The following is a 14,768-nucleotide window of genomic DNA, read 5'->3' as shown; positions in this document are numbered from 1 at the left end:
AGCGCGCCTGCCGATATAGTGGCCGCTTGCGTTAACCAGAACCTTACCAGCGCCCCGGCCCCCGCAACCGCGCGGGCCCTCCCCGGGCAAGCGCCACAGTGGCGCGCTGTCCCGACCGGTGCAGGGGCCGGACAATTGCGGAGAGCAACAACAGAAATGGGTCTCACTACCAAAATACTCCTGGGGATGCTGGCCGGTATCGTTGCCGGTGTCATCATCTATGCCGTGGGCCACACCCTGATGCCGGGCAGCGCGCTCGCGAATTTTCTCGATACCTACCTCACCCAGGGCCTGTTCGACATTGCCGGTCGCGTGTTCATCGCCTCGCTCAAGCTGATGGTGGTGCCGCTGGTGCTGGTGTCCCTGATCTGTGGTGCCTGTGCCCTGTCCGAGGGACATCGTATCGGGCCGCTGGCCGGCAAGACGCTGCTGCTCTACCTCCTTACTACTGCAGTGGCAATCACGCTGGCGCTGGTGGTGGCGCTGGTGGTGCAGCCCGGTACCGGCGTGGAGGCAAGTGCAGACGCGACCTTTGAAGTGAAGGAGCAACCGCCCCTGTCCGAGGTGCTGGTGAACATCTTCCCCACCAACCCGGTGCAGGCGATGGCCGAGGGCAACATGCTGCAGATCATCGTATTCGCCCTGCTGATGGGCTACGCGATTTCCCGTTGCGGCGAGCCGGGCCGGCGCGTGTCAGCTTTCTTCAACGACCTCAACGAAGTCATCCTGCGCATGGTGGGCGTGCTGATGGTGTTTGCGCCGTACGGCGTTTTCGCCCTGCTGGCCAAGACCTTTGCCGAGCTGGGCTGGGATTTCATGCTCGACCTGGGCAAATATTTCCTCGTGGTGCTGGGCGTGCTGCTGCTGCACGGCCTGGGCTTCTATTCAGTCCTGCTGAAGCTGCTCTCCGGCCTGAACCCGCTGGAGCTGTTGAAGAAGATGCGCCCCGCCATGGCTTTTGCCTTCAGCACCGCCTCGTCCGCGGCCACCATCCCGGTGACCCTGGCAACGGTGGAGAAGCGGCTCGGCGTGGACAACAAGGTGGCGGCGTTCACCGTGCCGCTCGGGGCCACCATCAACATGGACGGCACCGCCATCATGCAGGGGGTGGCCACGGCCTTCATCGCCCAGATGTACGGTATCGATATCGGCCTCGGTGGCTACCTGACAGTGATCCTGACCGCGACCCTGGCTTCAATCGGTACCGCCGGGGTGCCGGGCGTGGGGCTGATCATGCTGGCAATGGTGCTGCAGCAGGTGGGACTGCCGCTGGAGGGTATCGCCATCGTGATGGGGGTGGATCGCCTGCTGGATATGGTCCGCACTGCGGTCAATATTACCGGTGACTCGGTGGTGAGCACGGTGGTGGCGAAGAGTGAGGGGGCCTTCTCGGAGGAAGTCTTCTACGACCGCAATTACAACAGTGTTGCCGGCGGTATGGATGGCGGCGGGGAAGCACGGCCGGTCGCCCAGTAAATAGCGGGCCCCTAATGAGCGCCCCCGCCTGCGGGGCGCGCTCTTGCGTGGCCGTCCTTCCCTTCAGAGGCTGGCCAGGGAGCGCAGCTGTTCCGGCTCGAAGTCGTCTTCGCTCTTGTCCAGCATTTCCTCTACCATCTCCGACAGGGCGCGCTTGATCGCCTCCTCGGTGGTGTCCTCTTGCGTGTTGCCACCGAGGTCGCTCTTTACCTTGTAGCTCTCCCGAATCCTCAGGTCGGCGAGGTTGACTTCCCCCTCACGCATCGCTGTTCCGTCAGCTGTCCGCCACTGGTATCGATAGACCCCCTCGAGTTCCACCGTACCGCGCTCCAGCTTCTGGTCACTGCCCTTGCGCAGCTCACTGAAGTGCTTGATTGCTTTCACCTCGAGGAAATTTGACAACGTCAGCTGGGCCCCGCCCTCTACCACCGGGATCTCGGCGTCGGCAAACCGTTCCGCCAGTTCTTCCGACAGCTCCCGGTGCAGGTGCTGCTGGTATACACGCAGTGCTTCCTCCTTTATCGCACTCAGGCTCAAGCCGGAATTTGCCCTCGCCAGCAGGTCGGCGAGATCCGCACCGCTGACGGGCATGGGTATGTCGAGGAGGATTTCTGCCGGGGCCACTTTTACCCGGGGGTTTGGCGCATCTTCCTGAAAGCCGAGGAATTTAGCCTGGGCGGCTGCGGGTCCGGACAGGGCATACAGCACAGCGGCCAGCGCTGTAAGGCGGGCTGTGGATATCATCGCTTTTCTCCATCATCATTATTCTTATGCTGGCGACCTGTACTTGTATTTGTTGTTTGTCGCCCCGCCGTAACCTGGCGGCACTGGCGAAAGGGCTGGGCCCGTATTCGCCAGGCTTATAGCTGGGATTGATAGCAAAAATCGGCGGGAGACGCCAGTCCTCCAATCAGGGCAGGATGTAGACTAAATTTTTGTTTTTAGTCACTTATGATGATGAGCGTTTTAATGGCGGGCGGGGGAAGCGGGCTGCTGGGCGCGCGCCCAGGCGTATTGCGGCAGAGAACGCCCCCACAAACCGGGTGCTGTGGGGGACATCCGATACTTGCCGCGTATTACCCTGGCCGGGGCGGGCAGCTGTTCAGGGCGACTGGGTTTTCAGTGCCAGCTGCTGCAGTTTCCCTGCTTCGAGCCGGTCTTCGACCACGTCGATGATCTCGTCGACCAGGTCACTCAGGACTTTCTCCACTGCCGGTCCGGTGCTGTCTTCCACCATGCCGCCATCACGGGGGGTGCGGGTCAGGTAGCGGCGCTCGACCCCGAGCTTCTCCAGGTCCACCTGCTGTTGATCGAGCATGGCGCCCTGGCGGTCCCTGAGCGTGTAGCGAAACTTACCGTAAACCTTCAGGGAGCCCCGCTCGGAATCGTAGCGATCGAACTTCTTGACCTCGCGGATTTGCTGGCGGATCGAGATCTCTACTGCGCTGTCCAGCACGAGTTCACCGCTGTTCTCAACCAGGGGTATTTCCTCATCGTTGAACAGCTCGGTCAGGTGCGCCTGGATTTCGTTTTGTAGATGGGCCTCGAACTGGGCTGATGCCTGCCGCTGCAGCTCACCGAGGCCATTCGGCAGTGACAACAGCAGTTGCAGGTTCTGGCCATCCATCGGCGTGGGGCCGGCGAAAGTGATTTCACTCGGCTGCAGAAGCAGGCTGGGCCGGTACTCGTCGTCGCCGCCGAACCAGCCCCCCTGCGCGTGTCCCGTCGTGGCGAAACCGAACAGCAGCGGGATAGTGAACAGGAACTTGTAAGCGTTGCGGATTTTCATGGGGCTCTCCCTGAGTGCTGATGACTCTTCGTGGTGTTGTCTGTTTCTTTTCTTTAGAGAAAAGGGCCCGTTCCGGAAGCGGCTTTGTTCTCGCTGGTGACCGTCCCCATCCCGCCGCAGCTTCCCTGGTGGGGATGGGGGCGCGGACGTGGGAAAACCCTGAAATGGTGATTCGTGACTGATTGTACCCTTCCATTCACCGCGGTGGCCACGGCCGGGCTTGCTCAGGCCTCGGCGAAGCGCGGCCTGTTCTGCAGCCACCGTTCGACCAGGCGCTGGCGCGACTCGTTGGAAAGCTCGGCCGCGGCTGCGATCCGCTGTACCAGCGGCAGCAGGGGCGCGTCCCGCTGCAGGTCGGCGATGCGGTGTGCAATTTCGCCGGTCTGCCGGGTCCCGAGAATCTCGCCCGGCCCGCGCAGGCGCAGGTCCTCTTCGGCGATCGCGAATCCGTCGCTGTGCTGGCGCAGGGCCTGCAGCCGGGCGCGGCCGTTCTGCGACAGCGGGCTGCCGTACAGCAGCACGCAGTGACTGGCCACCGAACCCCTGCCGACGCGCCCGCGCAGCTGGTGCAATTGCGCGAGCCCCAGCCGCTCCGGGTTCTCGATGATCATCAGGCTCGCATTGGGCACGTCCACGCCGACCTCGATCACCGTCGTCGCCACCAGCAGGTCCACCTCCCCGGCCTTGAAGGCAGCCATGGCGCGCTCTTTCTGTGCGGGCCTGAGGCGCCCGTGCACCAGTGCGATACGTACGCCATCCAATACTTCGGCCAGCTCACAGGCCGTGGACTCCGCGGCCTGGGCCTGGAGGCTTTCCGACTCCTCGATCAGCGTACATACCCAGTAGGCCTGGCGGCCCTCGGCGACCGCCCGGTGCACCCTTTCAATCACCTCCTCGCGGCGCTCGCCGGAAATGGCCACCGTGTTGATCGGTTGCCGGCCGGGCGGAAGCTCATCGATCACCGAGCAATCGAGGTCGGCGAATACCGACATCGCCAGGGTGCGGGGGATCGGTGTGGCCGTCATAATCAGCTGGTGCGGCTGCACATTGCCCGTTCCACCAGTTCCACTGCCTTTCTGCCGCAACTCCAGTCGCTGGCGCACGCCGAATCGGTGCTGCTCGTCGATGACCACCAGCGCCAGGTGATGGAACACGACGTCGGCCTGGAACAGTGCGTGAGTACCCACCACCACCTGGGCCTCGCCCGAGGCAATGGCGGAGAGCTGCGCTCGCCGTTCCGCGGCCTTCATACCGCCGGTCAGGCTGGCGACACGAACGCCCAGCGGTTCCAGCCACGCGCTGAAGTTGCGCCGGTGCTGTTCGGCGAGGATCTCGGTAGGAGCCATCACCGCTACCTGGGTAGCACTGCCGATCGCCCTGAGCGCGGCCAGGGCTGCGACCAGGGTCTTGCCGGCGCCGACATCGCCCTGCAGCAGGCGCATCATCGGCCGCGGCTGCGCCAGGTCGGCCGCGATCTCACGGCAGACGCGCTCCTGCGCACCCGTCAGCTGAAACGGCAGCTGTGCGCGGAAGTCGCGCTCCAGCGCCGGGTCCCCCGGTAACGGCTGCGCGGTGTTGACGTCGCCCTTGCGCCGCAGCTCCAGCAGGCTCAGGTGGTGCGCCAGTAATTCCTCCAGTGCCAGTCGCTGCTGTGCCGGGTGCATTCCTTGCAATAGCTGTTCCAGGTCGGCGCCGGCCGGCGGTGCGTGCAGGTAGGCGAGCGCCTCCGCCATGGGGTAGCGCATTTCCTCGGGCAGCAACCCGGCGGGAAGCAGTTCGGTGACTCCTGAGCGCGCCAGGCGCTCCAGGGCCTGTTGCACGAGCCCGCGCAGGCGCGCCTGGCTGACGCCCTCGGTGAGGGGGTATACCGGGGTGAGGGTCTCCGGCCGGGGCGGGCTGTCCGCGCCAATGACTTCGGTTTCCGGGTGGTACAGCTCGATGCCGGCGCTGCCGCGGCGCGCTTCACCGTAACAGCGCAGGCGGGTGCCGGGCGTAAAGCGCTGCTTCTGCGCCGCGGTAAAGTGGAAGAAGCGCAGCGACAGCGTGCCGCTGCCGTCCTGCAGCCGTACCAGCAGGCTGCGCCGGCGCCCGAAAACGATGTCGGCCGCGCGTACCTCGCCCTCGATCACGGTATCCACTCCCGGCACCAGCGCGGCCACGGGGGTAACGCGCGTGCGATCCTGGTAGCGCAGCGGCAGGTGGAAGAGGAGATCCTGGACCGTGCGGATATGCAGCCGGGCCAGCACCTGGGCAAATTTCTCTCCCACCCCCTTCAGGGTGGTCACGGGCTGGTCGGCGGGATCAGTCACTGGTCGATAGCTGGCACTGGTTGATGGCGTCGCGCAGGATATCGATGGCGCGGTGGCGCGGGAAGCTGGCCCGCCAGGCCAGGGCCACGGTTCGCTGGGGAGCCGGTGATTCGAATGGCCGCGTTACCAGCAGGCCGCTGGCGTACTGGGAGGCCGTTGCGGCAGACATCGGCAGTACGGTGATGCCCAGCCCGGAGGCCACCATATGCCGCAGGGTCTCGAGCGAACTGCCGTCGGCGGCCGTGCGGATACGACCGTTGCCGGCCTCCCTCTCGATGCTGTGCTGCAGCTGCGGGCACGCTTCCAGCACCTGGTCGCGGAAGCAGTGCCCCTCGCCCAGTAGCAGCACGTTGTCCTGCGACAGCTGGTCGGCGGCTACCTGCTCCTGCCTTGCCAGGGGATGATCGGCGGGCATCAGCACCACGAATGGCTCATCGTACAGCGGCTGGGTGACGACATCCGGCTCGTTGAATGGGAGCGCGATGATGATGGCGTCGAGCTCGCCCTTGCGCAGTCGCTGTCGCAGGGTGGCGGTGTAGCCCTCCTCGACCACCAGGGGCATATCCGGCGCAATGCGCTGGAGCTGCGGGATGAAATGCGGGAAGAGGTAGGGCCCGATGGTAAAGATGGCGCCCACGGAAAGCGGGCTGGAGAGCTGGTCCTTGCCGGCGCTGGCGATGTCCCGGATGGCGGCGGACTGCTCCAGTACCAGTTGCGCCTGCGCGACGATACGCTCGCCGAGGGGCGTGGCCTGTACCCGGGTCTTCGAGCGCTCGAACAGGGAGACCCCGAGTTCCTTCTCCAGCTTCTTGACCGCGATGGACAGCGTCGGTTGGCTGACGAAACAACGTTCCGCAGCGCGCCCGAAATGCTGCTCCTGGGCCAGGGTCACTATGTAGCGCAGTTCGTTCAGCGTCATGGCAATGCAATCGGTTGTGGGGCTGTAATAGAGATTATTCATAAATAGGCGCCCCCTGCCAGCCTGGTGCGTGACCGGGGATACCCTGCGACTTGTTTAGAACTATTTGCTATGAAAAAGCATTATTAGAGGAAAAAGGCGCAAAAATTTGCTATATGTGTAGGGACATACTGAGTGGAGTGCCACCATGGGAATTCTATCCTGGATTATTCTCGGGTTGATCGCCGGCGCCCTGGCGAAATGGATCATGCCGGGGCCGGATCCCGGCGGCTGGATCGTGACTATCGTTATCGGGATTATCGGTGCCTTTATCGGCGGCTGGCTGGGATCCCTGGTGGGCATTGGTGGCCCGGTCACCGGTTTCGGTTTTGGCGATATCATCACGGCCACTATCGGTGCGCTGATTTTCCTGTTCATCTACCGCAAGCTCAAACAGCGCAGTCACTGACGCCTGCAATAGCGCCTGGCGGGATTCACATTCCGGCCGGGCGTTACCCAAAAAACCGGGACTTGCCGTATTCGGCGCATTTTTTGTGCTGGGAGTCGAGGAATCTGCAGCGCAGATGTGACACATTAAGGCCGCCGCAGTTCCCGCGGGCGCGGCAGACCGATTGACTTTCTTTTGGGGGGTACCGCACGGCACCGGCGAAGCAGGCTGGCGCCCTGCGCAGATGCTGATGGCAAAACAAAAGCTCTGGATATTTGGCTGCGGTGATCTGGGTGCCAGGCTGGCCCTGCAGCTGGACCGGGATTCCTACAGTGTATTCGGCGTCCGCCGCAATCCGTTGGTGGCGCTGGCACGCAAGCGCCGCGCGGATGCCGTGCACTGGCGCCGTGGTGATGCCACCCGGGCCGAGGATATCGAGCGATTGCTGGCCGATGGCGCCGATGTGGTGATGGCCACATTCACCCCCGACGAGTACACGCCTGCCGGTTACCACCGCGCCTATGTCGATACCGCCACCGCCATGGCGGAGGCGCTGCGCAATCTGGCCAACCCGCCCCGGCTGTTGATCTGGGTTTCCTCTACCCGGGTTTACGGGCAGGGTGGTGACGACTGGATCGATGAGCGCACGCCGCCCCTCCCTGCCGGTTACCAGGGTGATATCCTGCTGGCAGCCGAAGAGATCATCCGCGATGCGGTTCCCGCCACCTGCGTGGTGCGCTTCGCCGGTATCTATGGCCCCGGGAGGGACCGGCTGCTGTCGCAGGTGCGCGCGGGCCGCTGTGCCCCACCACACCCGCCCCAGTTCAGCAACCGTATCCACGTGGACGACTGTATCGGTTTCCTGATCCACCTGATGGAAAAGCAGCGCGGGGGATGGTCACCGGAACGGCTCTATATTGGTTCGGACTCGCTGCCGGTGCCCATGCATGAACTGCAGCACTGGCTGGCTCGGGCGATGGGCTACACCAGTGCGCACCTGCGCGAGGAAGTGCAGACCAGCCAGCGCCGCTCGAAAAAGCTGAGCAACCGGCGCATGCTGGAGAGTGGCTACGAATTGAAGTACCCGGATTACCGGGCCGGCTACAGCGCCTTGCTGGATATCGACTGACTTACCTGCCCGCCCGCCGGGCGGATATGCCCGTAGGTGCCCCGCTGGTGCTCAGATCACCATTACCCCTTCGGCCTCAAACAGGGCGCCCTTGGGCAGCTCCTTGACTCCCACCGCGGCGCGGGCGGGGAACGGCTCATCGAAGAACTCCGCCATGACGCTGTTGACCGTGGCGAAATGGGACAGGTCGGTGAGATAGAGGTTCAGCTTGACCATATGTTTCAGCGAGCCGTTGGCGGCTTCGCACACCGCGCTCAGGTTTGTGAATACCTGGCGGGCCTGGGCTTCGAAGCCACCCCCGACAATCTCCATGGTCTCCGGGTCCAGCGGGATCTGGCCCGACAGGTAGACGGTATTGTCCACCTTGACCGCCTGGGAATAGCTGCCGATGGCCGCCGGTGCCTTATCGGTTTTTATTACCGCGCGATTAGGCATGTTTCTCTCCAGAGTTTCCTGAAAAACGAAGCGGGGGAATATAGCGCGGCTCGCGAAGGAATGGGAGGGCGCCGATACCGGGCGCTCGAATAAAGCAGCTGTTTTGCGCACTGGTGACGATTATGGCGTCACCCATCCCACGATTTATCCCGGTCGGGCGATGCGGATCACCGACGGCAGGTTGCGCAGGCGCTTCATTACCCGCGCCAGGTGAACGCGATTGGTCACCTCCAGGGTCAGCGAGATCACACTGTTGTGCGCATCCTTCTCGTCCACGTGAATCTGCTCGATGCTGGCGCCCTCTTCTGTGATCCGGGTTGCCAGCCGGGCAATGATGCCGCGCTCAGACTCCACCTCGACGCGGATATCGCCAAGGAACTCGCCCTTCACGTCCGGTGACCAGTTCACCAGCATGATATTTTCGGGATGATCGCGGAAATCGCCGGTATTGCGGCAGGTATCGCGATGAACCACCACGCCTTTGCCCGAGCTGATATGGCCGATGATGGTATCGCCGGGGATCGGGCGGCAGCAGCGTGCGAAGCTGATCAGCATGCCCTCCTGGGCATCGATATTCAGCGGCGAGGAAATGTTGCTGGCCTCGGTTTCGGCGCTGCCGGCGGGAACCAGCAGCTTGGCCGCGGAGAAAGCCACCTTGTTGCCGAGCCCGATCTCCTCCAGCAGCTTTTCCAGTGTCGCGCACTTCGCTTCCCTGAGGCCGCGCTGCAGCTGTTCATCACCCAGCTGGGCGAGGCTGGTATTGAACTTCAGCAGGGCCTTTTCCAGCAGGCGCCGGCCCAGCGCGATGGAGTCGTGGTGGCGCTGGTGCTTGAGGTAGTGGCGGATGGCACTGCGGGCCTTGGCAGTGACGACGAAATTGAGCCAGTTGGGATTCGGCTGGGCGTTCTTGCGCGTCAGGATCTCCACCTTCTGGCCACTCTCCAGGGGCTGCGACAGGGGGGCCAGGCGCTGGTTGATGCGCACCGCCACGCAGGAATTGCCGATGTCGGTGTGTACCGAGTAGGCGAAATCCACGGCAGTGGCGCCCGCCGGCAGGTCCACGATCTCCCCCTTGGGGGTGAACACGTAAACCTCGTCCGGGAACAGGTCGATCTTCACATTCTCGATGAATTCCAGCGAATCGCCGGCGCGCTGCTGCATTTCCAGCAGGCCCTGTACCCAGCGTCGCGCGCGCACCTGGCTGGTACCGCCGGTGTTGATCACCTCATCCCCCGAGGCCTTGTACAGCCAGTGGGCGGCGATACCGCTGTTGGCCATCTCGTCCATTTCCTTGGTGCGGATCTGCACCTCGATCGGCACGCCGTGCATGCCCAGCAGGACCGTGTGCAGGGACTGGTAGCCATTCGACTTGGGGATGGCGATGTAATCCTTGAACTCGCTGATGACCGGCTTGTACAGGTTGTGGATAACCCCCAGAGCCCGGTAGCAGGTGTCCACGCTGTCGACGATGATACGGAAGGCGTAGACGTCCATGATTTCCTTGAACGACTTCTTCTTCGCGCGCATCTTCTGGTAGATGCTGAACAGGTGCTTCTCGCGGCCGATCACCAGCGCGTCGATGGTCTCGCGCTGCAGCCGCACCTCGATGGCGTTCTGGATTTTCTCCAGCAGTTCCTTGCGGTTGCCCCGGGCTGCCACCAGCGCGGCGCGCAGGCGGCTGGCGCGCAGCGGGTAGATGGCGAAGAAGGAGCGGTCCTCGAACTCGATGCGCACGTCATTCATGCCCAGCCGGTGGGCGATGGGCGCATAGATCTCCAGGGTCTCGCGGGCGATGCGCACCCGCTTCTGCGGCTTGAGGGCGCCCAGGGTGCGCATGTTGTGCAGCCGGTCGGCCAGCTTCACCAGGATCACACGGATATCCCGCGCCATCGCCAGCGCCATCTTCTGGAAGTTCTCGGCCTGCTTCTCCGCCGGGCTGTCGGTCTCGAACTGGGTCAGCTTGGAAACCCCGTCGACCAGGTCGGCAACCTCCTCACCAAACTGTTCTTCCAGTGCGGCCTTCGGGATACCGGTGTCCTCGATCACGTCGTGCAGCATGGCTGCCGCGAGGCTCTGGTGATCCATGTGCATCCCGGCGAGGATGGTTGCTACCGCCAGGGGATGGGTGACGTAGGGCTCGCCGGAACGGCGCTGCTGGCCTTCGTGGGCCTGTTCCGCGTAGAAGTAGGCGCGGCGGACAATCTGGATCTGGTCGGGGGGCAGGTACGAAGAGAGGCGATGGGCCAGACTATCGATGGTATGCAAAGCCGCGCTCGCCTCCCATTGCTACAGATATGAGGATAGCTTACAGGTCCTGCTCGGGCAGGTAAGCGGGTGCCGGGCTTGATGCCACCGGTGCTTCGTGTTCTTCCGGCTCATCCAGGATGCCGGCGTCGACCAGACCCTCCTCGATCTCGCGCAGGGCGATCACGGTGGGCTTGTCGTTCTCCTCCGGCAGCAGCGGGTCCCGGCCACCGGTAGCAATCTGGCGGGCGCGCTTGCTGCCCACGATAACGAGTTCGAAGCGGTTGTCGACGTGCTCGAGACAGTCTTCGACGGTAATACGTGCCATAGATCTAGGATTCCATTGCAGTGCCGCCGGCGCCGGCAGCGAATTCGGTACTGGGCTCGCGGTTCGCCAGCATCTGGGGCGCCCGGAGCCGCGGGACCGGGGAGTTTACCCTACTGTAGAGTGTACGTAAATCGAGCAGTGATGTGTCGCAGCGGGCGTCACCGGTGCCGGAGCAGCGCCTCCAGCAACCCGGAGTGTCGCTCCTGCTGGCGCTGCAGCCGCTGGCGCTCGGCGGTTACCACCGCGCGCAGCTCGTTGAGGGCCACCTGGAAGTCGTCGTTGATCACCAGGTAGTCCGCCTCCACGTAATGGGACATCTCATCAATCGCCTGGGACATGCGCCGCTCGATGACAGCCGGGTCGTCCTGCCCGCGGCCGGTCAGCCGTTCCCGCAGAGTCTCCTGTGACGGGGGCAGGATAAAAATACCCACGGTGTCCGGCAGCAGGCGGCGCACCTGCGCGGCGCCCTGCCAGTCGATCTCGAGGATAACGTCACGCCCGCCAGCCAGGGTCTCTTCAACCCACTCTTTTGAGGTGCCGTAAAAATTGTCGAACACCTGCGCGTGCTCGAGGAATGCGTCGCGACCGAGCATGTCGACAAATGACTCCCGCTCGACAAAATGGTAGTTGACCCCATTCTGTTCGCCGGGACGCATGGGGCGGGTCGTGTGGGATACCGAGACCGTTACCTGGCTGTCACTGTCCACCAGGGCCTTCACCAGGCTGGTCTTCCCTGCTCCGGAAGGAGCGGACACGGTAAATAGGGTTCCTGCTTGCACAACTGATCCTGTATCCGGGCAAATGCGTGGATTATAACCGAATGCTCCGGCTTGCAGGGCAGAAGGGGGTGAGTATGGAAAACCAGGCTGAGCCCCGGCCGGTTGGGGGGGGGGGAGTGTTGGGAGTTCCAGCGCCGCACTTCTCATCACCACAAAACCGCATGGTGCATGCGACACTGAATCCGGCCGGGGTCGCCCAGCGGAAACCTGCCGATCACCACAAACCCCCTGTGACCGGGCCAGCTTCCTGTTGCTAATCGCTAACGGAAGGGACTGTATCCTCTTTATTGGCAAATGCCAACCACCACCAACTGCCCAGGCTGGCCAGCACGTAGCCCGCGACGATCGGGCCCACCGTGCCCCCCGCGAGCGGCGCCGCCAATAGCAGCGCACCGAGCCGCAATAATTCCCAGTAACGGCTGTGCGGGTGGCCATCGAGAATGCGGCCGTTTACCACCAGGCCGGCGGCGACCATCAATACAGCTGCGAGCAGTTCGGTGTAGGCCATGCTCTCCGCATGCCAGAGCAGGGCCAGGGTGGCTGCGGAGTACACCAGGTGCTGTACCAGGGCGTAAAGGCGGCGGCCGCGGTCTATCTGCGGGTCGAAGCGACGGAAATTCCCGAGGTCAGACGAGGGCAGTGGCATGGCCGCTTCCGCGTCCGCCGGGCGGTAGCCGGTGCGCCGGAACCACAGTGTCAACTTGTCCCACCAGCTGCGGGTATGCCAGGCATCCAGCGCCATGCGCTTGTAGTGCTGCAGGTTGGCCGCCAGGGGGTCGAAGCTGTTGAGCGGTTTGCGCACCCCGTAGATGCAGGGCTCGTGCTCGAGTTCCTCCTGGTAGGTGCCGAACAGGCGGTCCCAGATGATGAAGACCCCGCCGTAATTGCGGTCCACGTAGACCTTGTTCTGCGCGTGGTGCACCCGGTGATTGGACGGCGTTACCAGTACCCACTCCATCCAGCGTACCTTGGGGAATTTCTGCGTGTGCACCCAGAACTGGTAGATCAGGTCGATGGCGCCCGCGGTGACCAGCATTTCTGCCGGCAGGCCCACCAGCAGCAGGGGCATGTAGAAGATCCAGCCGATCGGCAGGCCGCCACAGGGCTGGCGCAGGGCCGTAGTGAGGTTGTAATCCTCGCTCTGGTGGTGGACCAGGTGATCGGCCCAGAAGATATTGATCTCGTGGCCGAAGCGGTGCTTCCAGTAGTAACAGAAGTCGTAGGCCACGACAGCGAGGAACAGGTGCCAGGGGTTGTCCAGTGACCAGTTTATCCCCAGCAGCTGGTACCAGGGCTGCAGCATCTCGTGCAGGGGGATATAGATCACCAGCAGCAGTCCCGCCCGCACCAGGCCCGACAGGCGGCTCAGGACGCCGGCGCCGAGACTGCCGATGGCGTCGTTGAGGCGGTACAGGCCCCAGCCCTTCCAGCGATCGAAGGCCAGCTCGACCAGCACGGCGAGCAGGAAAAAGGGAATGGCGAGGGTAACGAGACTCACGGCGACCTCTTATGTTTCTAATACCGCATCCGATGGTCGACTTTGCCACAGTCCCGCTGCAGCGCAAACGCCTGCAGGGGGCGGATTTCGGAATCCGTTAGCTCCGGCCGCCCGGTGTCCCGGCCATCGAGCCGTCGAACAGGTGTTCGACGATCTCGCCCACCGCTGCCCGGTCTCCGGTGGCGCGTAGATAGCTGCGCAGGCCGATCAGCTGGATCTGCAGCTGGCGCGCCAGCAGCGCGGCTCCGGTACGTGCCGGCAGCTCACCGCGGGCAATGGCCGCCTCCACCAGGGAGCGGAACTCTGCTTCCGTTCCCGCCAGCAGCGCGCGGGTTTCCCGCAGCAGCTCGCCCTCTTCCTCATCCAGCTCGGAGAGGGACTTGGCCAGCAGGCAGAGTTCACTCGGCGCGTCCTTACCGCCCTTCAGCAGGACCCGGCGGAAGAATGCCTGCAGCCCGCCCACAATCGTATCCTCTGTCGCCAGGCTCTGCGCCAGCTGCTCCGACATGTCTGCGGCATAAAAGCGCAGAACTTCACGGAAAAGGCCGGCTTTGCTGCCGAAAGCAGCATAAATGCTGCCCGGACGCATATCGATTGCCTGCTGGATATCCCGAGTTGAGGTAGCGTGAAAACCCTTTTGCCAGAACAGCCTGGTGGCTTTCTCCAGTACCTCCCGACGCTTGAATTTTGCGGTGTTGGCCATAACACCTCCGCTTGAACAACCGCTCAAAGTTTACCGACGGCCCCGGAAGGGGGCAAACGCACGCGGTTGAGCGATCGTTCAATTTTAGCTACGGTGGTGCCCAAGTTGAGCGACCGCTCAAATTCTCGTTTACCATAACCTGGAGGTACAGCGATGAAAGCATTCCAGATTCACGATAAAGAGACCGCACCGGATGCCAGCAAGCCCCTGCTGGATAACTCCATCCAGGCTTTTGGGTCCATCCCCAACCTGCATGGCGTGATGGCCGAGGCGCCGACTGCCCTGAAGTCCTACCAGGTGCTGCACGAGGAATTCCTCAACACCTCTTTCACTGCCGGGGAGAAAACCGTGGTCTGGCAGTCAATCAATGTGGAGCACGGCTGCCATTACTGTGTCCCTGCCCACAGCGCCATCGCCAAGTCCATGAAGGTGGATGACGAGATCAACGAGGCACTGCGCAACAAGACGCCGCTACCCACCGACAAACTCGAAGTACTGCGTGACACCACCCTGGCGATAGTGCGCGATCGCGGTGTTGTCTCCGACGAGGTGCTGCAGCGTTTCTACGACGCCGGCTACACTCAGCAGAACCTGCTGGAGATTATCGTGGGGGTGTCGCAGAAAGTGATGAGCAATTACATCAACCATTTCGCCGACACACCGGTGGACAAACAATTCGAAGCATATGTGCGCTGATTGCTTACATGACAGTCTCTCCGGCGGCTGTGCGGC

Annotated in this window: 14 protein-coding genes; 4 read left to right on the top strand and 10 right to left on the bottom strand. The window is 63.2% G+C overall.

The features are described 5' to 3' along the window. The first annotated feature begins 156 nt into the window (after positions 1-156). Entirely contained in the window at positions 157-1,476 is a 1,320-nt protein-coding gene (locus BLT26_RS11160) for a dicarboxylate/amino acid:cation symporter (protein WP_091513802.1), read from the top strand. A gap of 63 nt (positions 1,477-1,539) precedes the next feature. On the opposite strand, the gene BLT26_RS11155 is transcribed toward BLT26_RS11160, so the two are convergent. The 4 genes from BLT26_RS11155 to BLT26_RS11140 form a co-directional block, all read right to left on the bottom strand. Next, the gene (locus tag BLT26_RS11155) at positions 1,540-2,220 is read right to left on the bottom strand and encodes a hypothetical protein (RefSeq protein WP_091513799.1); all 681 of its coding nucleotides are present in this window, start codon (positions 2,218-2,220) and stop codon (positions 1,540-1,542) included. A 358-nt stretch (positions 2,221-2,578) separates the two neighbouring features. After that, positions 2,579-3,265, bottom strand: a complete 687-nt coding sequence (locus tag BLT26_RS11150; protein WP_091513795.1) for a hypothetical protein — start codon at positions 3,263-3,265, stop codon at positions 2,579-2,581. Positions 3,266-3,489: 224 nt separating this feature from the next. Further along, entirely contained in the window at positions 3,490-5,574 is a 2,085-nt protein-coding gene (gene recG / locus BLT26_RS11145; protein WP_091513791.1) for an ATP-dependent DNA helicase RecG, read from the bottom strand. Next, a complete protein-coding gene (locus BLT26_RS11140) occupies positions 5,567-6,493 on the bottom strand; it encodes a hydrogen peroxide-inducible genes activator (RefSeq protein WP_091514365.1) in 927 nt (308 codons plus the stop codon). Before BLT26_RS11140 ends, recG begins: the two co-directional genes overlap by 8 nt. 187 nt (positions 6,494-6,680) lie before the next feature. On the opposite strand from BLT26_RS11140, the gene BLT26_RS11135 reads away from it, so the two are divergent. Beyond that, on the top strand, positions 6,681-6,941 hold the full coding sequence (locus BLT26_RS11135) for a GlsB/YeaQ/YmgE family stress response membrane protein (RefSeq protein WP_091513787.1): 261 nt from the start codon (positions 6,681-6,683) through the stop codon (positions 6,939-6,941). 229 nt (positions 6,942-7,170) lie between these two features. Continuing rightward, positions 7,171-8,049, top strand: coding sequence for an NAD-dependent epimerase/dehydratase family protein (locus BLT26_RS11130; RefSeq protein ID WP_091514361.1), 879 nt, complete (start codon positions 7,171-7,173; stop codon positions 8,047-8,049). 51 nt (positions 8,050-8,100) lie between these two features. Here BLT26_RS11130 and BLT26_RS11125 read toward each other — a convergent pair whose 3' ends face one another. The 6 genes from BLT26_RS11125 to BLT26_RS11100 all read right to left on the bottom strand — a co-directional run bounded on the left by BLT26_RS11125 (position 8,101) and on the right by BLT26_RS11100 (position 14,036). Beyond that, positions 8,101-8,484, bottom strand: a complete 384-nt coding sequence (locus BLT26_RS11125) for a RidA family protein (protein WP_091513784.1) — start codon at positions 8,482-8,484, stop codon at positions 8,101-8,103. A gap of 144 nt (positions 8,485-8,628) precedes the next feature. Next, entirely contained in the window at positions 8,629-10,749 is a 2,121-nt protein-coding gene (spoT, locus tag BLT26_RS11120; protein ID WP_091513780.1) for a bifunctional GTP diphosphokinase/guanosine-3',5'-bis pyrophosphate 3'-pyrophosphohydrolase, read from the bottom strand. A gap of 40 nt (positions 10,750-10,789) precedes the next feature. Further along, entirely contained in the window at positions 10,790-11,056 is a 267-nt protein-coding gene (rpoZ, locus tag BLT26_RS11115; protein WP_091513777.1) for a DNA-directed RNA polymerase subunit omega, read from the bottom strand. A gap of 158 nt (positions 11,057-11,214) precedes the next feature. Then, positions 11,215-11,835, bottom strand: a complete 621-nt coding sequence (gene gmk, locus BLT26_RS11110) for a guanylate kinase (RefSeq protein WP_245720687.1) — start codon at positions 11,833-11,835, stop codon at positions 11,215-11,217. A 253-nt stretch (positions 11,836-12,088) separates the two neighbouring features. After that, positions 12,089-13,333, bottom strand: coding sequence for a sterol desaturase family protein (locus BLT26_RS11105; RefSeq protein ID WP_091513770.1), 1,245 nt, complete (start codon positions 13,331-13,333; stop codon positions 12,089-12,091). Positions 13,334-13,430: 97 nt separating this feature from the next. Continuing rightward, positions 13,431-14,036, bottom strand: coding sequence for a TetR/AcrR family transcriptional regulator (locus tag BLT26_RS11100; protein ID WP_091513767.1), 606 nt, complete (start codon positions 14,034-14,036; stop codon positions 13,431-13,433). Between the two features lie 153 nt (positions 14,037-14,189). On the opposite strand from BLT26_RS11100, the gene BLT26_RS11095 reads away from it, so the two are divergent. Next, positions 14,190-14,732 (top strand): carboxymuconolactone decarboxylase family protein, encoded by a 543-nt coding sequence (locus BLT26_RS11095; RefSeq protein WP_091513763.1) that lies wholly within the window; start codon positions 14,190-14,192, stop codon positions 14,730-14,732. Positions 14,733-14,768: the final 36 nt, after the last annotated feature.

The organism is Microbulbifer yueqingensis (assembly GCF_900100355.1).
Classification (GTDB): Bacteria; Pseudomonadota; Gammaproteobacteria; order Pseudomonadales; family Cellvibrionaceae; genus Microbulbifer; species Microbulbifer yueqingensis.
Note: the sequence above shows the minus strand (reverse complement) of the source record. Positions and strands in the feature narration are given on the sequence as shown.

What these genes read in the sequence shown, in the direction of transcription:
- BLT26_RS11160 (WP_091513802.1), top strand. Translation starts at nt 157, where the DNA reads ATGGGTCTCACTACCAAAATACTCCTGGGGATGCTGGCCGGTATCGTT.
- BLT26_RS11155 (WP_091513799.1), bottom strand. Translation starts at nt 2,220, where the DNA reads ATGATATCCACAGCCCGCCTTACAGCGCTGGCCGCTGTGCTGTATGCC.
- BLT26_RS11150 (WP_091513795.1), bottom strand. Translation starts at nt 3,265, where the DNA reads ATGAAAATCCGCAACGCTTACAAGTTCCTGTTCACTATCCCGCTGCTG.
- BLT26_RS11140 (WP_091514365.1), bottom strand. Translation starts at nt 6,493, where the DNA reads ATGACGCTGAACGAACTGCGCTACATAGTGACCCTGGCCCAGGAGCAG.
- BLT26_RS11135 (WP_091513787.1), top strand. Translation starts at nt 6,681, where the DNA reads ATGGGAATTCTATCCTGGATTATTCTCGGGTTGATCGCCGGCGCCCTG.
- BLT26_RS11130 (WP_091514361.1), top strand. Translation starts at nt 7,171, where the DNA reads ATGGCAAAACAAAAGCTCTGGATATTTGGCTGCGGTGATCTGGGTGCC.
- BLT26_RS11125 (WP_091513784.1), bottom strand. Translation starts at nt 8,484, where the DNA reads ATGCCTAATCGCGCGGTAATAAAAACCGATAAGGCACCGGCGGCCATC.
- rpoZ (WP_091513777.1), bottom strand. Translation starts at nt 11,056, where the DNA reads ATGGCACGTATTACCGTCGAAGACTGTCTCGAGCACGTCGACAACCGC.
- BLT26_RS11100 (WP_091513767.1), bottom strand. Translation starts at nt 14,036, where the DNA reads ATGGCCAACACCGCAAAATTCAAGCGTCGGGAGGTACTGGAGAAAGCC.
- BLT26_RS11095 (WP_091513763.1), top strand. Translation starts at nt 14,190, where the DNA reads ATGAAAGCATTCCAGATTCACGATAAAGAGACCGCACCGGATGCCAGC.